This window comes from Rubrivivax gelatinosus (assembly GCF_004340905.1).
Lineage (GTDB): Bacteria > Pseudomonadota > Gammaproteobacteria > Burkholderiales > Burkholderiaceae_C > Rubrivivax > Rubrivivax gelatinosus.
In genome coordinates, this window is the sequence record NZ_SLXD01000012.1 from 170028 (window position 1) to 187690 (window position 17663).

Sequence of the window (17663 nt, forward strand, 5' to 3'; positions counted from 1 at the left end):
TCGTCAGGCGGCCAACCGCGAGAGGTCGGCGACGCGGTTCATCGCGGCGTGCAGCGTGGCCAGCAGCGCCAGGCGGTTGCGGCGCAGCGCCGGGTCCTCGGCGTTGACCATCACGGCGTCGAAGAAGGCGTCGACCGGCGCCTTCAGCGCCGCCAGCGCCTGCAGCGAGGCGGTGTAGTCGGCGCGGGCGAAGGCTTCGTCGGCCTGCGGCGCGACACGGCCCAGCGCGTCGAACAGCGCGGCTTCGGCCGGCTCGACCAGCAGTGCCTGTGCCACCTGGAACTCCGGCGAAGCCTTGCCAGCGTCGTGCAACTGCGCCAGCGCACTCAGGCCAGTAGGTACGTCGTCAGCCTTCTTCAGGATGTTGCCGACCCGCTTGTTGGCGGCGGCCAGCGCCGGCGCCTCGGGCAGCGCGGCGAAGGCGCGCACCGCGGCCAGACGCTGCGGCAGCTCGGCCCAGCGTTCGGTGCGCAAGGCGACGACGGCGTCGACCTCGTGCGCGCTGTAACCCTGTTCACGCAGCCAGCCGACCAGGCGCTCGTCGAGGAAACGCAGCACCTCGGCCTGGGCCTGGCCGTGCCCGGCCGGGAAGGCGGCGAAGGCGGCCGACACCAGCGCCGGTACCGACAGCGGCAGCGCCTTCTCGACCAGCATGCGGATCACGCCCAGCGCGTGGCGGCGCAGCGCGAACGGGTCCTTGTCGCCGGTGGGCAACTGGCCGATGCCGAAGAGACCGGCCAGCGTCTCCAGCTTGTCGGCCAGCGCGACCGTGATGCCGGCCAGGCCGGCGTCGGTGCGCGGCAGCGCGTCGCCGGCAAAACGCGGGCGGTAGTGGTCCTCGACGGCCAGCGCGACGGCTTCGGTCTCGCCGTCGTGGCGCGCGTAGTAGCCACCCATCACGCCCTGCAGCTCGGGGAACTCGCCGACCATGTCGGTCAGCAGGTCGGCCTTGGCCAGCAGCGCGGCGCGGTCGGCCTGGGCCGCCAGCGCGGCGCCGCCGAGCTGCTCGCCGATGTGGCGCGCGATCGCCCGCACACGCTCGACGCGTTCGCCCTGGCTGCCCAGCTTGCCGTGGTAGACGACCTTGGCCAGCGCCGGGATGCGCGACTCGAGCGTCTTCTTGCGGTCCTGGTCGAAGAAGAACTTGGCGTCGGCCAGGCGCGGGCGCACGACACGCTCGTTGCCGCCGACGACGCGGCTGGCATCGGCCGGGCGGATGTTGCTGACGACGAGGAACCGTTCGGTCAGCCGGCCCTGGGCGTCGAGCAGCGGGAAGTACTTCTGGTTGGCCTTCATCGTCAGGATCAGGCACTCCTGCGGCACGGCCAGGAACTCGGGCTCGAAACGCGCCAGCAGCACGTTCGGGCGTTCGACCAGCGCCGTCACCTCGTCGAGCAGCGCGTCGTCGTCGATCGGCTTGAGGCCTTCCTTCGCGGCGGCCTCGTTCAGCTGGCGCACGATCTCGGCGCGGCGTTCGGCGAAGCTGGCGATGACGGCGCCTTCGTCGCGCAGCTGCGCGGCGTAGCGGTCGGCGTCGTGGATCTCGACGGTCGGCGTCGCCGCCTCGAAGCGGTGGCCGTGCGTCGTGCGGCCGGCCTGCAGGCCGAGCACGCCGACCGGCACGACTTGCGAGCCGTGCAGCGCGATCAGGCCGTGCGCCGGGCGCACGAAGTCGACGCTGGTCCAGCCGTCGGCGAGCTGGTACTTCATCACCTTGGGGATCGGCAGCTTGGCGACGGCTTCGGCCAGCGCCTTCTGCAGGCCCTCGGCCAGCGTCGCGCCGGGTTGGATGCTGTCCAGGTACAGCGCCTCGTTCTTGCCTTCGCCCTGGCGCTTGAGCTGCGCCACGACCTCGGCGCCGTGGCCCAGCGCGGCCAGCTTCTTCAGCAGCGCCGGCGAGGCGCTGCCGTCGGCGGCCAGCGCCACGGCCACCGGCATCAGCTTGGTGCTGACGGCCTGGTCAGGCGCCTTGGCGGCGACGCCGGCGACCTGCACCGCCAGGCGGCGCGGCGAGGCGTAGGCGGTGACAGCGGCGTCGGCCGCGGCGAGCTGCTGGGCGCGCAGGCCGTCGGCCAGCACGGCGGCGAAGGCCTCGCCCAGCTTCTTCAGCGCCTTGGGCGGCAGTTCCTCGACGAAGAGTTCGACGAGCAGGTTCTTCTTGTCGGTCATGGTGTCAGGCCGCCTTCTTCGCGAGTTGCGCGGCGACTTCGTCGGCCCACTCGCGCGGCGCGAGCGGGAAGCCCAGGCGGGCGCGGCTGTCGAGGTAGCTCTGGGCGACGGCGCGCGCCAGGTTGCGGATGCGGCCGATGTAGCCGGCACGTTCGGTGACGCTGATCGCGCCGCGTGCGTCCAGCAGGTTGAAGGTGTGGCCGGCCTTCAGCAGCTGCTCGTAGGCCGGCAGCGCCAGTTGCTGCTCCATCAGGTACTTGGACTGCTTCTCGTGCGCGGCGAAGGCGGTGAGCAGGAACTCGACGTCGCTGTGCTCGAAGTTGTAGGTGCTCTGCTCGACCTCGTTCTGGTGGTAGACGTCGCCGTACTTCAGCGTGTCGGTCCACTGCAGGTCGTAGACCTTGTCCACGCCCTGCAGATACATCGCCAGGCGCTCCAGGCCGTAGGTGATCTCGCCGGTGATCGGCTTGCAGTCGATGCCGCCGACCTGCTGGAAGTAGGTGAACTGCGTCACCTCCATGCCGTTGAGCCACACCTCCCAGCCCAGGCCCCAGCAGCCCAGCGTCGGGTTCTCCCAGTCGTCCTCGACGAAACGCACGTCGTTGGCCTTCAGGTCGAAGCCCAGCGCTTCGAGCGAACCGAGGTAGAGGTCGAGGATGTTGGCCGGCGCGGGCTTGAGCACCACCTGATATTGGTAATAGTGCTGCAGGCGGTTCGGGTTCTCGCCGTAGCGGCCGTCCTTGGGGCGGCGGCTGGGCTGCACGTAGGCCGCCTTCCAGGGTTCCGGGCCGATCGAACGCAGAAAGGTCGCGGTGTGGCTGGTGCCGGCGCCGACTTCCATGTCGTAGGGCTGCAGCAGGGCGCAGCCCTGGGCGTCCCAGTAGGACTGCAGCTTGAGGATGATCTGCTGGAAGGTGAGCATGACGGCGGGCGCGTACGGAAAACCCGGAAGTTTACGCAGCCCGCCGCCCCCACCCCGCCGACAGCATCACGACCAGCGCCGCCAGCCCCGCCAGCGGCCACAGCCCGAAACGCGCCGCCCACCAGGCGAACGGCGTGACGCCGCTGCGGCCCTCGACCTCGGCTTCGAGCACGCCGCGCGTGCCGGGCGCGAGCTGCGCCGTCACCACGCCGCGGGCGTCGATGACCACCGTCATGCCGGTGTTGGTGGCGCGGATCATCGGCCGCTGGAACTCCAGCGCGCGCAGGCGGGAGATGTTCAGGTGCTGCGGCAGCGCCACCGTGTCGCCGAACCAGGCGATGTTCGAGACGTTGGCGAAGATCGTCGGCGAGGCCGCCGGGTCGGCGAAACGCCGCGCCAGCTCCTCGCCGAACAGATCCTCGTAACAGATGTTGGGACCGATGCGCTGACCGAGCACGGCGAACGACGGCGGGTCGACGACGCCGCGGTCGAAGTCGCCCAGCGGGATGTTCATCGCCTCGGTGAACCAGCGAAAACCTGTCGGCACGAACTCGCCGAAGGGCACGAGGTGGTGCTTGTCGTAGCGGTAGCGCTCGCCGTCGGACAGCCCGGCGACCGAATTCGTGTAGCCGCGCTCGAAGTCGCCCAGCGGCACGCCGACCAGCGCCGCGCGCCCGGGCGCGGCGAAACGCGCGGCCAGCCGCTCCCAGTAGCCGGGCGCGAACTCGGCCAGCTGGAACGGCAGCAGCGGCACCGCGGTCTCGGGCGCGACGACGAGCTGGCCGCGCGCGCCGTCCAGCGCCTGCTCCAGCCAGGCCATGGCCTCGGGCATGCGCTCGACGGCGAACTTCTCGTCCTGCGCGACGTTGGTCTGCACCAGCGTCACCGCCAGCGCGCCGGCCGGCGCGTCGAAACGCTGCAGCGCCGCCAGCCCCGGCAGGCCGAGCAGCGCCAGCGCCGCGAGCACCGGCGCGACGCGCCCTCGCCGCGCCGCCGCGGCATGCGCCAGCAGCCCGGCGGCCAAGGCCAGCAGCGCCCCGAGGCCGTAGACGCCAACCCAAGGCGCCAGCGCCGCCAGCGGCGCGTCGACCAGGGCGTAGCCCGAGGCGACCCAGGGGAAGCCGGTGAACAGCACGCCGCGCGCCAGTTCGGCCAGCAGCCACAGCGCCGCGAACAGCGCCGCGTCGGGCGCGGCGCAGCCGCGCCGCCAGCGGGCGAAAGCGGCCATCGCCGCCGCCAGATAAAGAGACAGTGCCGCGGCCAGCGCGGCGACGCCGGCCGCCGCCAGCGGCGCCGGCAGGCCGCCGTAGCGCTGCATGCTGACGTACAGCCACCAGGTGCCCGCCGCCAGCCAGCCGAAGCCGTAGGCCCAGCCCAGCAGCGCGGCACGCGCCGGCGCGGCACGTCCGCAGGCCAGCGCCAGCAGCGCCGTCGACACCACGGCCAGCGGCCAGGCCGTGGTCTGCACGAAGGCCAGCGTCTGCAGCGCGCCGAGCGCGGCCATCACCAGCGGCAGCGACCAGCGCCCGCGGGCGGCCGGCCGCGCCGTCGTGAACATGATCCGGGTCATCGCCGCCCCTCGCGGGCGGCGTTCACGGCCGCGACGCGCGTCATGCGCGCGGTTCGCCGGACGCGCCGATGCGCCAGACGCGGAACCAGCGCACGGCGCCGCCCCGCGTCAGCATCACCGTGAAGCGCAGGCCGCCGATCTCCAGCGACTCGCCGCGCCGCGGCACGCGGCCGAACTCCTGCGCGACGAGGCCGCCGATGGTGTCGAAGTCGGCGGTCGGCAGCTCGACGGCGAAGGCGCGGTTGACGGCCTCGATCTCGACGTCGCCGGCGACGCGCTGCGAGCCGTCGGCCAGCGTGTAGATGCCGGCGTCGCCGCGGCCGTCGTCGCGATCGTCGAACTCGTCCTCGATCTCGCCGACGATCTCCTCGAGCACGTCCTCGATCGTGATCAGCCCGGCGGTGTTGCCGAACTCGTCGATGACGATCGCGAGGTGGTTGCGGTTGGAGCGGAAGTCGCGCAGCAGCTCGTTCAGGCGCTTGCTCTCGGGCACGAAGACCGCCGGGCGCAGCAGCGTGCGCAGGTTCAGCTCGGGCGCACGCTGCAGCTTCAGCAGGTCCTTGGCCAGCAGGATGCCGATGACGTTCTCGCGTTTGTCCTCGTAGACCGGGAACCGCGAGTGCCCGGCCGCGATGACGGCCGAGAGGAGCGCGTCGTAGCTCGCGTCGATGTCGAGCAGGTCCATGCGCGGCGCGGCGACCATCACGTCGCCGGCGCTCAGGTCGGCCATGCGCAGCACGCCTTCGAGCATCAGCCTGGACTCGGGCTCGATCAGCTCGCGCTGCTCGGCGTCGGCCAGGGTCTTCATCAGCTCGTCCTTGCTGTCGGGGCCGGGCGAGACGAACTCGACCAGGCGCTCGAAGAAGGAGCGTTTGTCCGCGGGCGGCGGCGTCGCGCCGCGCGCGGACTTGGAAGAAGGAGGTTCGGACACGAGGGTGTCGGCAGTGGGGGTAGCGAAGAATACCCCACGCGCTTGACACGGCCGGGGGCTTGCAAGACAGTCTGCCGCCCTCAAGTGGGAGGGCCTCTTTCTCCCCCAGCCCCCCGACACCATGAGCAACGGACTGATCCCGGCCACCATCCTCACGGGCTTCCTGGGCAGCGGCAAGACGACGCTGCTCAAGCGCGTGCTGACCGAAACGCACGGCCAGAAGATCGCCGTCATCGAGAACGAGTTCGGCGAGGAGAACATCGACAACGACATCCTCGTCGCCGACACCGAGGAACAGATCATCCAGATGAGCAACGGCTGTGTCTGCTGCACGATCCGCGAGGACCTGCGCTCGACGCTGTCGGACCTGGCCGAACGCCGCCGCAAGGGCCTGATCGCCTTCGACCGCGTCGTCATCGAGACCACCGGCCTGGCCGACCCCGGCCCGGTGGCACAGACCTTCTTCATGGACGACGAGATCGCCGAGAGCTACCTGCTCGACTCGGTGCTCACGCTCGTGGACGCGGTGCACGCCGACGAGCAGCTCAACACGCGCCAGGAGGCGCGCCGCCAGGTCGGGTTCGCCGACCGGCTGTTCATCAGCAAGTCCGACCTGGCGCCGGCCGCCGCGCTCGACGCGCTGCAGTACCGGCTGCGCCAGATGAACCCGCGTGCGCCGCAGCGCTCGGTGCACTTCGGCGAGGTCGCGATCGCCGAGATCTTCGACCTCAAGGGCTTCAACCTCAGCACCAAGCTCGACATCGACCCGGACTTCCTGGCCGACCAGGCGCACGCGCACGACCACCATCACCACCACGACGGCGAGGCCTGCGACCACCCCAGCCATCACGCGCACGACGACGACGTGAAGTCCTTCGTCTTCCGCGCCAAGCGGCCGTTCAGCCCCGCCAAGCTGGAGGACTTCCTCGGTTCGGTGGTCCAGGTCTACGGTCCGAAGATGCTGCGCTACAAGGGCGTGCTGTACATGAAGGGCAGCGACCGCAAGGTCGTCTTCCAGGGTGTGCACCAGTTGATGGGCAGCGACCTGGGGCCGAAGTGGGCGCCGGGCGAAGACAAGCTGAGCAAGCTGGTCTTCATCGGTATCGACCTGCCGCGCGACATCCTCGAACAGGGGCTGGAGCAGTGCCTCGTCTGAGGGCGGCCAACGACCTCGGCGAACAGGCCCCGCAGCGGAGCCAGCCGTGGCTACAATCCGCGCGCTTCGCGGCCCACCGGCCCCGAGGACCCGACCCAGGGCTGCGGGTATAACAGGACATTCAGCGCGTCCCTGGAACCAGGGCGAGGAGAGACTCCCGTGAGCAAGTCCCCAGCCAAGCCCGCGGTCGCCGCAGCCAAGACGGCCTCCAAGGCCGGCAAGGCCCCGGCGGCGCCCGTTCCCTCGCCCGCACCGGCCCAGCCGGAAAACCGTTTCACTGCTCGTTTTGCGCCGGCCCGCCCGGCGCCCAAGAACTCGACCGAACCGATGGACGTCACCAAGCCGGCCGCCAAGGCCGACCCCAAGCTCGCCGATGCCTGGAAAAACAAGGCCGGCCGCGACCTGACCGAGGCCGAACTGCTCGCGATGCCCGACAGCGAGTACATGAACGAGAAGCAGATCGAGTTCTTCCGTACGCGTCTGCAGGCGCAGAAGGACGATCTGCTGTCCAACGCCGGCGAAACCACCGAACACCTGCGCGAGGACACCTCGATCGTGCCGGACCCGGCCGACCGGGCGACGATCGAGGAAGAGCACGCGCTGGAGCTGCGCACCCGCGACCGCGAGCGCAAGCTCCTCAAGAAGATCGCCCAGTCGATCGCGCGCCTGGACAGCGGCGAGTACGGCTACTGCGACGAGACCGGCGAGCCGATCGGCCTGGCGCGCCTGCTCGCGCGCCCGACCGCGACGCTGTCGCTGGAAGCGCAGCAGCGCCGCGAGCTGAAGCAGAAGATGTTCGGCGACTGACGCCGGGCACGCCACACGGCGCCGGCGCCGTGCTGCCGCCGGCTACATTACGACCATGGCGGACCCCAAGGACGGCGAGAGCTTCTTCCGCAAGGTGGTGCGGTTCGTCGCCAACCCGACGACCGACTGGACCGAGCTGAACTCGCGCCAGGACGACAGCCGCGAGCTCGAACTCGAGAAGACCGAGCTCAAGGCGATGATCGAACGCAAGCGGCGCAACGACTTCGTCCGCAAGCGCGAGTTCGACATGCTGCGCCGCGTGCGCCGCGAAGGGCTGTCGCCCGACCAGCTCGCCGCCCTGGGAGGCTCCTCCCGGCTCGACGACTCCGAGGCCCGGCTGCCCGAGTCCTCGGGGGCGCGTGTCGACTCCGGCGTCAAGGAGAAGATCGACGCCATCGAGCAGCAGATGGTCGGCGGCGGGTACGACGCCGCCCGCGGCGGCGCACGCGCGGCGCCGGCCGTGGCACGCGAGCCCGCGCCGCGCAGCCCGGCACCGCCGCCTCAACCCGCCGGCGGCCTGGAGTTCGCGCCGCTGACGCAGCCGATGCCCGGCGAGCTGCCGCCGATGCCCGCCACGCCGGCGGCGATCCCGACGCTGACGCTGCCGACCTCGGTGCCCAGCGGCGTGATGCCGATGTCCAGCGAGTTCGGCAGCCCCTTTGCCGTCGAGGTCAGCGAGGTCGTGCACGACCCCGAACTCGACGAGGCGGTGATCGCGTTCGCGAACGCCGACTTCAACACCTGCGAGCAGGCTCTGCAGGAGCTCACCGGCGTGGGCGGCGCGCGTGCCCAGCACGCCGAGACCTGGCTGGTGCTCTTCGATCTCTACCGTGCCATCGGCCAGCAGGCGCGGTTCGAGAGCTTGGCGATCGACTATGCGCAGCAGTTCGGCTGGTCGGCGCCGCAGTGGTATTCGCTGCCCAAGCTGGTCGCCGAGGCGGTGGCCGAGGAACGCCCGCGCGGCAGCGGGCCATCGACACGCGCCTCGGGCGAGGTCGGCTGGTCCTGCCCCGAGACGCTGGACATGGACGCGCTGGCCCGGCTGCGTTCGCTGACGCTGCAGATGCCGCTGCCCTGGGTCTTCGACTGGAGTCGCCTGCGCTCGATCGACCCCGAGGCGGCGATGCAGCTGTCGACGCTGTTCCGGCTGTGGGCCGGGCAGGCGCTGGAGATGCGCTGGATCGGCGGTGACCAGCTCTTTGCCGTGCTCGCCGAAGCCGCGCCCACCGGCGTGCGCGACGCCGACCCGGCGTTCTGGCTTGCCCGGCTGGACGCGCTTCGCCTGGCCAACCGCGCCGACCAGTTCGACGAGGCGGCGATCGACTACTGCGTCACCTACGAGGTCTCGCCGCCGTCTTGGGAGGCGGCGCGCTGCCGCGTGCGCATCAGCAGCGGAGGGCTGTCCACGCGCACGCCGCCGATGTCGATGGTGGGCGAGGTGTCGACGAGTTTTCTCGAGTCGGCGATGCCCGACGACACCGTGATGCAGGTGGAGCAGGCGCATGTCGAACTCACCGGCCAGCTGGTCGGCGACATCGGCAAGACGCTGACGCTGCTCGACGGCCAGCTCGGTGCCGCGCCGCTGGTCAGCGTGTCCTGCGCACGCCTGATCCGCGTCGACTTCATCGCCGCCGGTGACCTGCTGAACTGGGTCATCACCAAGGGCGAGACCGAGAAGCGCTCGGTGATGTTCGTCGACGCCCACCGCCTCGTCGCGCTGTTCTTCGGCGCGATGGGCATCAACGCCCACGCCAAGGTCCAGGTGCGCAAGGTCTGAAGGCCGCGCCGGCCGCGTCCGCGCGCCGGGGCCGACCGACTTGAAGCACGCCCGACCAGCCCCACCTGCAGCAGACCATGGAATCCTTTCACGGCACCACCATCCTCAGCGTGCGCCGCGGCCCCCTCGTCGCGCTCGGCGGCGACGGCCAGGTGACGCTCGGCACCATCGTCGTCAAGTCCAGCGCGCGCAAGGTGCGCAAGCTCTACCGCGACCAGGTGCTCGCCGGCTTCGCCGGGGCCACCGCCGACGCCTTCACGCTGTTCGAGCGCTTCGAGGCCAAGCTCGAGAAGCACCAGGGCCATCTGCAGCGCGCGGCCATCGAGCTGACCAAGGACTGGCGCACCGACCGCGTGCTGCGCCGCCTGGAGGCGATGCTGGCGGTGGCCGACACGAGCTGCTCGCTGATCATCACCGGCAACGGCGACGTGCTCGAACCCGAGCACGGCATCGTCGCGATCGGCTCCGGCGGCGCCTACGCCCAGGCCGCCGCGCGTGCGCTGCTGCAGCACACCGAGCTGGCGCCGCAGGACATCGTCAAGCGCTCGCTCGAGATCGCCGGCGACCTGTGCATCTACACCAACCAGTCGCACACCATCGAGGTGCTGGGCGCCTGACGCCCGCGCCCCGCCCCTGCCCCACCTTCGCCCGGCCCGCGCGGCCGGCGCCCCCCGCGATGACCCACTCGATGACCCCGCAGGAGATCGTCTCCGAGCTCGACCGCCACATCGTCGGCCAGAACGCCGCCAAACGCGCCGTCGCGATCGCGCTGCGCAACCGCTGGCGCCGCCAGCAGGTCGACGAGAAACTGCGCGGCGAGATCACGCCGAAGAACATCCTGATGATCGGCCCGACCGGCGTCGGCAAGACCGAGATCGCACGCCGCCTGGCCAAGCTCGCCGACGCGCCCTTCGTCAAGGTCGAGGCGACCAAGTTCACCGAGGTCGGCTACGTCGGCAAGGACGTCGACACCATCGTGCGCGACCTCGTCGAGGTGGCGGTCAAGCAGGAGCGTGAACGGGCCATCCGCCGCCAGCGCGCCAAGGCCGAGGACGCCGCCGAGGAACGTGTGCTCGACGCCCTGGTGCCGCCGCCGCGCGACCTGCGCGAGAGCGGCGAGAACACCGCCCGCCAGGTGATGCGCAAGCGCCTGCGCGAAGGCGCGCTGGCCGACAAGGAGATCGAGATCGAGGTCGCCGACCCCAAGCCTTCGCTCGAGATCCTCGGGCCGCAGGGCATGGAGGAGATGGCCGAGCAGCTCAAGGGCCTGTTCTCGCAGATGGGCCAGGGCAAGCGCAACGTGCGCAAGCTGAAGATCGCCGAGGCGCTGGAGAAGCTGACCGAGGAGGAAGCCGGCAAGCTGGTCAACGAGGAGGAGATCCGCGGCGCCGCGCTGGCCAACGCCGAGGGCAACGGCATCGTCTTCATCGACGAGATCGACAAGGTGGCGGCACGCGCCGAACACGGCGGCGCCGACGTCTCGCGCCAGGGCGTGCAGCGCGACCTGCTGCCGCTGGTCGAGGGCACGGCCGTCAGCACCAAGTACGGCATCGTCAAGACCGACCACATCCTGTTCATCGCCAGCGGCGCCTTCCACCTGGCCAAGCCCAGCGACCTGATCCCGGAGCTGCAGGGGCGTTTCCCGATCCGCGTCGAGCTGGGCTCGCTGTCGGTCGACGACTTCGAGGCCATATTGACCAGCACCCATGCCAGCCTGGTCAAGCAGTACCAGGCGCTGCTGGCCACCGAAGGCGTGACGCTGGAGCTGGCGCCCGAGGCCGTGCGCCGCCTCGCCCAGATCGCCTACGACGTGAACGAACGCACCGAGAACATCGGCGCGCGCCGCCTGGCGACGGTGATGGAGCGCCTGCTCGACGACGTCAGCTTCGACGCCCCGAACCGCGGCGGCGAGACGGTGACGGTGGACGCCGCCGAAGTCGACCGCCGCCTGGGCGAGCTGTCGCGCGACGAAGACCTGTCGCGCTACATCCTCTAGGCGGTCAACGAGCCCGAGCCGGCTCCTAGGCGCCGGCCATCAAGCTTCCCGCCACGACCCGGCTTCGCCGGGTCGTCGGCGGACGGCCTTGCAGGCCGCGCCGGGCCAGTGGCCCGGCCCTTCGCCAGGCGCGATCCGTCCACAGGACGGCTCTCGTCCGGGCTCAGCCCCTTGGGGGGTAGCGAGCGAATGCGAGCTTGGGGGCTCCATCACCGCCGGGCCTGGAGCGCGAGCAGGCCCTCGAAGATCAGCGAATCGACGATCTCGAACGGCGGGTGCACCAGCGGCGCGAGCTTGACCGCCGCGCCGCCGGTCATCAGCAGCAGCGCCGACGCGCCGGTGACCTGAACCAGGCGCCGGTGCTGGCGTTCGATGGCGCCGGCCAGCGCCGCAGCGCCGCCGCTCATCAGCGCGTCGCTGGTGTTCTTCGGGAAGTCGACCACCTCGCCGGTGGGCACCTTCAGCCCGGCCGTGCCCATCTCCAGCGCGCGCAGCATCAGGCCGAAGCCCGGCAGGATCAGCCCGCCGAGGAAACGGCCGTCGGCGTCGAGCGCGTCGACGGTGACCGCGGTGCCGACCATCACCACCAGCGCCGGCCGCCGCAGGCCGCCGGCCAGCGCGCGCTGGCGTGCGCCGACCAGCGCCGCCCAGCGGTCGGCGCCCAGGCGGCTGGGGTGTTCGTAGCCGTTGACGACGCCGCAGTCCTGCGCCGTCGGCACCACCCAGCGCGGCTCCAGGTCCCAGATCTCCAGCTGCTCCTCGGCGCGGCGGCGCACGACGTCGCCGGCCACCACGCAGCCCAGCATCGCGGCCGGTGCCGGCAGCGCCTTCCAGTCGGTGTCGGCCAGCGTGTCGATGGTTTCGAGGAACGCGGCCCCGTGCGCCAGCAGCGTCGCGCCGGGCCGGGGGGCGTCGTACAGGCCCCACTTCAGGCGCGTGTTGCCGATGTCGATGGCGAGAAAAGTCATGGTGAACGAGGGGCCGGACGGCACGAGGGCGCGAGCGTAACAGTGCCGCGAGGGTAGCGCGCCCGAATCTGTCGAGCGGGATAACCCCGACGGATTCGTTGTGCCGCCGCGGCGGCGGATCGGCATGATCCGCGATTGACGTTGACGTAAACGTCAATCGCGTGCAACCGCCTCCACCGACGACCGCCATGACCGAGCTGTCCGCCGACTACCAGGCCCTCGCCGCCTACCGCCCGACGCACAAGGTGCGTTTCGTCACCGCCGCCAGCCTGTTCGACGGCCACGACGCGTCGATCAACATCATGCGGCGCATCCTGCAGAGCATGGGCTGCGAGGTGATCCACCTCGGCCACAACCGCTCGGTCGACGAGGTCGTCACCGCGGCGCTGCAGGAGGACGCGCAGGGCATCGCGATCAGCAGCTACCAGGGCGGCCACGTCGAGTACTTCAAGTACATGGTCGACCAGCTGCGCGCCCGCGGCGGCGAGCAGGTGCAGGTCTTCGGCGGCGGCGGCGGCGTCATCGTGCCGGCCGAGATCCGCGAGCTGCAGGCCTACGGCGTCGCGCGCCTGTACAGCCCCGAGGACGGCCAGCGCATGGGCCTGGCCGGCATGATCGGCGAGATGGTGATGCGCTGCGACCGCGACCTGTCGCCGCAGGCGCCCTCCGACGTCGCCGCGCTGCAGGGCCACGGCGACGCCGCCTGGCGCGCGCTGGCGCAGGCCATCACGGCGCTGGAGAACGGCCGCGCCGACCCCGGTTTCAAGGCCGCGCTGGCCGCCGCCGGGCACAAGGCGCCGGTCGTCGGCATCACCGGCACCGGCGGCGCCGGCAAGTCCAGCCTGACGGACGAGCTGATCCGCCGCCTGCGCCTGGACCAGGATGACGCCTTGCGCATCGCGGTGATCTCGATCGACCCGAGCCGGCGCAAGAGCGGCGGCGCGCTGCTCGGCGACCGCATCCGCATGAACGCCATCGGCCCGTGGCAGAACGGCCCGCGGGTCTTCATGCGCAGCCTCGCCACGCGCGACTTCGGCAGCGAGATCAGCCAGGCCCTGCCCGACGTGCTGCTGGCGGTGCAGGCCGCCGGCTTCGACCTTGTCGTCGTCGAGACCTCGGGCATCGGCCAGGGCGACGCGGCCATCGTGCCGCACGTGGACCTGCCGGTCTACGTGATGACGCCCGAGTTCGGCGCCGCCAGCCAGCTCGAGAAGATCGACATGCTGGACTTCGCCGAGTTCGTGGCGATCAACAAGTTCGACCGCAAGGGCGCCGCCGACGCCTGGCGCGACGTCTGCAAGCAGGTGCAGCGCAACCGCGGCGCCTTCGCCGAGCGGCCGGAAACGATGCCGGTCTTCGGCACGATGGCCAGCCGCTTCAACGACGACGGCGTCACCGCGCTGGCCCAGGCGATGAAACCCCGCCTGGCGGCGCTGGGCCTGCCGCTGGCCGACGGCCGGCTGGAGGTGGTGGCGACACGCGTCTCGACCTGCCAGCACGCCATCGTGCCGCCCGGGCGCACGCGTTACCTCGCCGACATCGCCGACGCGGTGCGCGGCTACAAGCGCCGCGCCCGCGAGCAGGCGGCGCTGGCGCGCGAGATCCAGCAGCTGCGCGCCGCCTCCGCGATGCTGCGGCTGGACAAGCCCGAGCGCCAGCGTGCCGCCGAGGCCACCGCCGACCTCGCCGAGCAGCGCGAGGCGCGGCTGGACCCGCAGGCGCGCAAGCTGCTGGCGCAGTGGGACGAGATGCAGCGCGCCTATTCCGGCGCCGAGTACGTCGTGAAGATCCGCGACCGCGAGATCCGCACCGCGCTGACGCACACCACGCTGTCGGGCAACACGATCCGCAAGGTCGCGCTGCCGACCTGGGAGGACCACGGCGAGCGCCTGAAGTGGCTGCTGCTGGAGAACGTGCCCGGCTCGTTCCCGTACACCGCCGGTGTCTTCGCCTTCAAGCGCGAGAACGAGGACCCGACGCGCATGTTCGCCGGCGAAGGCGACGCCTTTCGCACCAACCGGCGCTTCAAGCTGCTGTCCGAGGGCATGCCGGCCAAGCGCCTGTCCACCGCCTTCGACTCGGTGACGCTGTACGGCCACGACCCCGAGCGCCGGCCCGACGTCTACGGCAAGGTCGGCAACTCGGGCGTGTCGATCGCCACGCTCGACGACCTGAAGGTGCTGTACTCGGGCTTCGACCTGTGCAGCACCAGCACCTCGGTCAGCATGACAATCAACGGCCCGGCGCCGACGATCCTGGCGATGTTCATGAACACCGCCGTCGACCAGCAGCTGGAGAAGTTCCGCGCCGACAACGGCCGCGAGCCCACCGACGACGAGGCGGCCAAGATCCGCGCCTGGGTGTTCGAGAACGTGCGCGGCACGGTGCAGGCCGACATCCTCAAGGAGGACCAGGGCCAGAACACCTGCATCTTCTCGACCGAGTTCAGCCTGAAGGTGATGGGCGACATCGCCCAGTGGTTCGTGCACCACGGCGTGCGCAACTTCTATTCGGTGTCGATCTCGGGCTATCACATCGCCGAGGCCGGGGCCAACCCGATCAGCCAGCTCGCGTTCACGCTCGCCAACGGCTTCACCTACGTGGAGGCGTACCTGGCGCGCGGCATGCACATCGACGACTTCGCGCCCAACCTGAGCTTCTTCTTCAGCAACGGCATGGACCCGGAGTACACGGTGATGGGCCGCGTCGCGCGCCGCATCTGGGCGCTGGCGATGAAGGAGCGTTACGGCGCCAACGAACGCAGCCAGAAGCTGAAGTACCACATCCAGACCAGCGGCCGCAGCCTGCACGCCCAGGAGATCGCGTTCAACGACATCCGCACGACGCTGCAGGCGCTGATCGCGGTCTACGACAACTGCAACTCGCTGCACACCAACGCCTACGACGAGGCGATCACCACGCCCACCGAGGAGAGCGTGCGCCGGGCGATGGCGATCCAGCTGATCATCAACCGCGAGTGGGGCCTGGCGAAGAACGAGAACCCGAACCAGGGCGCCTTCGTCATCGACGAGCTGACCGAGCTCGTCGAGGAGGCGGTGCTGGCCGAGTTCGAGCGCATCGCCGAACGCGGCGGCGTGCTCGGCGCGATGGAGACCGGCTACCAGCGCGGCCGCATCCAGGAAGAAAGCCTGCACTACGAGACGCTGAAGCACGACGGCCGGCACCCGATCATCGGCGTCAACACCTTCCGCAACCCGCACGGCGACCCGGTGCCCGAGACCATCGAGCTCGCGCGTTCGACCGAAGACGAGAAGCAGAGCCAGCTCGCGCGGCTGGCGGACTTCCACGCCCGCCACGCCGCCGAGGCGCCGGCGATGCTGCGCCGGCTGCAGCAGGCGGTGATCGCCGACGCCAACGTCTTCGAGGTGCTGATGGACGCGGTGCGCGTCTGCTCGCTGGGGCAGATCACCGGCGCGCTGTTCGAGGTCGGCGGGCAGTACCGGCGCAGCATGTAACGGCATCGCCGAAGCGGCGGGCGATGTCGATAATCCGGCGCATGAGCGCGGCAGCCGTCCGTCCGAAGGCACGCGCCCAGGCCCGGCAGCTGGGGCGCCGCGCCTGGGCCCTGCTGCACGAGGACTCGCAGCGTTCGGCCCAGCTCGCCGCCCAGGCGCTGGACGGCGCCGGCGACGACCCGGTGGCGCGCGGCTGGGCGCTGCTCACGCGCGGCTTCCACGAACTCTTCTTCGCCACGCCGGCCGAGGCCCGGCCCGTGCTGGAGGCGGCTGAAGCCGCGTTCACCGCCGCCGGCGACGCCGCCGGCCGCATCCTCGCCGGCACCGGGCTGGCGCGCGCCGCCTGGCGCGCCGGGCGCTACGACGACGCGCTGGGGCTGGCGCTGTCGCTGCGCGGCGAGGGCCTGCGCGTGCTGCGCGGCGAACAGCGCGGCGTGCTGCTCAACGCCATTGCCGGCTGCTACTCGGCCCAGGGCCGCAGCGACCTCGCCTTCGCCTACATGTACGAGGCGCTGCGCGACGCCGGCAGCGCCAGCGGCCACGGCCTGGACGCGGTGCTGCACTGCAACCTCGCGCACGAGCTGCTGCAGATCGGCGACTGCCACGAGGCGCTGCGCCACGTCGACACCGGCATCCAGCGCTGCCTGCGGCTGCACAACCCTCGCCTGTGCAGCGTGCTGTGGATCAACCGTGTCATCGGCCTGACCGAGCTCGACCGCACGCACGAGGCCGTCGCCGACATCCAGCGCATCAGCGCCCTGCCCGCCGACGCCTCGGGCCGCGGCCGCCTGGCCACGCACTACGAGACGCTGGCCATCGCCGCGCTGCGCGCCGGCGAGACCACGCTCGGCGCCGAGCTGGTGGCGCATGCAGAGGCGGCCTACCACGCCGACATCCCCGACGAGCACGTCGAACTGGCCGTGGCGCAGGCGCTGCTGGCGCGCGCCCGGGGCCGGCCGCAGGCGGCGCTGGACGCGCTGGACGCGGTGCGTGCGCTGGCGGCAGAGCCGCCGGCCCAGGGCCTGAGCCTGCGCGTGCGCGGGCTGTACCTGCTGACCCGCGCCGACCTGCAGGAAGCCCTGGGCGACGCCGCCGGCGCGCTGGCGACGATGCGCGAATGGCAGCACGTTCACCTGCAGCGTTCGGCGCTGGCCTCGCGCGCCCGCTACCAGGCCGCGGCGCTGCAGACCGAGCTGCTGCGGCTGCAGCAGCAGATCGACGAACACGACGCGCGGCGGCGCGAGCTGGAGGCGCTGAACCTGCAGCTCTCGCGCCGCGTCGCCGAAGTCCAGGCGCTGCAGGAGCAGCTGCGCCAGCAGGCGACACGCGACGAGCTGACGGGGCTGTTCAACCGCCGCCACCTCAACGAGACCCTGCCGCAGATGCTGGCGCTGGCGCAGCGCGAAGGCCAGCCGCTGGCGGTGGCGATCATCGACCTGGACCACTTCAAGTCGGTCAACGACCGCCACGGCCACCCTTGCGGTGACCGTTTGCTCGCCGCCTTCGGCCGGCTGCTGGCCAGCGGCTGCCGGCGCAGCGACGTCGCCTGCCGCTACGGCGGCGAGGAGTTCTGCCTGCTGATGCCGCGCACCGACGCCGCCGCCGCGCGGCGCAAGCTGCAGGCGCTGCTGCGGCGCTGGCGCGCCGAGTGTTTCGACCTCGGCGGCGCGCCCTTGCAGTCCCTGTCGTTCTCGGCCGGCGTCGCCGACTCGCTGCGCTGTCCCGGCCACGAGGCGGCACTGCTGAAGGCCGCCGACGACGAGCTGCTGGCCGCCAAGCGCCAGGGCCGCAACCGCGTGCTCGCCGCCGGCGGTGCGCCCGAGCTGCCGGCCGCCGCCTGACACCGGTCACGGCCGCAGGCGATACTCGCCCGGCGGCGGCATCCCGACCG

At 71.4% G+C, this 17663-nt stretch carries 12 protein-coding genes; 7 read left to right on the plus strand and 5 right to left on the minus strand.

The genetic code is table 11. From position 1 onward, the window contains the following. Positions 1–3: 3 nt before the first annotated feature. From glyS to EV684_RS18515, 4 genes are read right to left on the minus strand one after another with little or no spacing between them, the layout of a single operon-like run. Entirely contained in the window at positions 4–2169 is a 2166-nt protein-coding gene (gene glyS, locus EV684_RS18500; protein ID WP_132648771.1) for a glycine--tRNA ligase subunit beta, read from the minus strand. 4 nt (positions 2170–2173) lie between these two features. Further along, positions 2174–3091 carry a glycine--tRNA ligase subunit alpha gene (gene glyQ, locus EV684_RS18505; RefSeq protein WP_132648772.1) on the minus strand — a complete coding sequence of 306 codons (918 nt, stop codon included), beginning with the start codon at positions 3089–3091 and terminating at the stop codon, positions 2174–2176. A 31-nt stretch (positions 3092–3122) separates the two neighbouring features. After that, positions 3123–4661: an apolipoprotein N-acyltransferase gene (lnt, locus tag EV684_RS18510; protein WP_132648773.1), complete on the minus strand. Its 1539-nt coding sequence runs from the start codon at positions 4659–4661 to the stop codon at positions 3123–3125. Between the two features lie 40 nt (positions 4662–4701). After that, complete coding sequence (locus tag EV684_RS18515) at positions 4702–5592, minus strand: HlyC/CorC family transporter (RefSeq protein WP_132648774.1); 891 nt, start codon at positions 5590–5592, stop codon at positions 4702–4704. A gap of 121 nt (positions 5593–5713) precedes the next feature. Between EV684_RS18515 and EV684_RS18520 the strand changes: the two genes are divergently transcribed. From EV684_RS18520 to hslU, 5 genes are all read left to right on the plus strand, one after another. Further along, positions 5714–6748 carry a CobW family GTP-binding protein gene (locus EV684_RS18520; RefSeq protein ID WP_132648775.1) on the plus strand — a complete coding sequence of 345 codons (1035 nt, stop codon included), beginning with the start codon at positions 5714–5716 and terminating at the stop codon, positions 6746–6748. A gap of 159 nt (positions 6749–6907) precedes the next feature. Next, positions 6908–7555 carry an RNA polymerase-binding protein DksA gene (gene dksA / locus EV684_RS18530; protein ID WP_243651211.1) on the plus strand — a complete coding sequence of 216 codons (648 nt, stop codon included), beginning with the start codon at positions 6908–6910 and terminating at the stop codon, positions 7553–7555. Positions 7556–7610: 55 nt separating this feature from the next. Further along, positions 7611–9332 carry a hypothetical protein gene (locus tag EV684_RS18535; RefSeq protein ID WP_132648776.1) on the plus strand — a complete coding sequence of 574 codons (1722 nt, stop codon included), beginning with the start codon at positions 7611–7613 and terminating at the stop codon, positions 9330–9332. Between the two features lie 77 nt (positions 9333–9409). Continuing rightward, complete coding sequence (gene hslV / locus EV684_RS18540; protein WP_132648777.1) at positions 9410–9949, plus strand: ATP-dependent protease subunit HslV; 540 nt, start codon at positions 9410–9412, stop codon at positions 9947–9949. Positions 9950–10008: 59 nt separating this feature from the next. Continuing rightward, positions 10009–11328, plus strand: coding sequence for an ATP-dependent protease ATPase subunit HslU (gene hslU, locus EV684_RS18545; protein ID WP_200222380.1), 1320 nt, complete (start codon positions 10009–10011; stop codon positions 11326–11328). Between the two features lie 209 nt (positions 11329–11537). Here hslU and EV684_RS18550 read toward each other — a convergent pair whose 3' ends face one another. Further along, entirely contained in the window at positions 11538–12296 is a 759-nt protein-coding gene (locus tag EV684_RS18550) for a type III pantothenate kinase (RefSeq protein WP_132648778.1), read from the minus strand. A gap of 188 nt (positions 12297–12484) precedes the next feature. Here EV684_RS18550 and icmF point away from each other — a divergent pair, with 188 nt between their 5' ends. Then, positions 12485–15772 carry a fused isobutyryl-CoA mutase/GTPase IcmF gene (gene icmF, locus EV684_RS18555; RefSeq protein ID WP_132648779.1) on the plus strand — a complete coding sequence of 1096 codons (3288 nt, stop codon included), beginning with the start codon at positions 12485–12487 and terminating at the stop codon, positions 15770–15772. A 41-nt stretch (positions 15773–15813) separates the two neighbouring features. Further along, a complete protein-coding gene (locus tag EV684_RS18560; RefSeq protein ID WP_132648780.1) occupies positions 15814–17613 on the plus strand; it encodes a GGDEF domain-containing protein in 1800 nt (599 codons plus the stop codon). Positions 17614–17663: the final 50 nt, after the last annotated feature.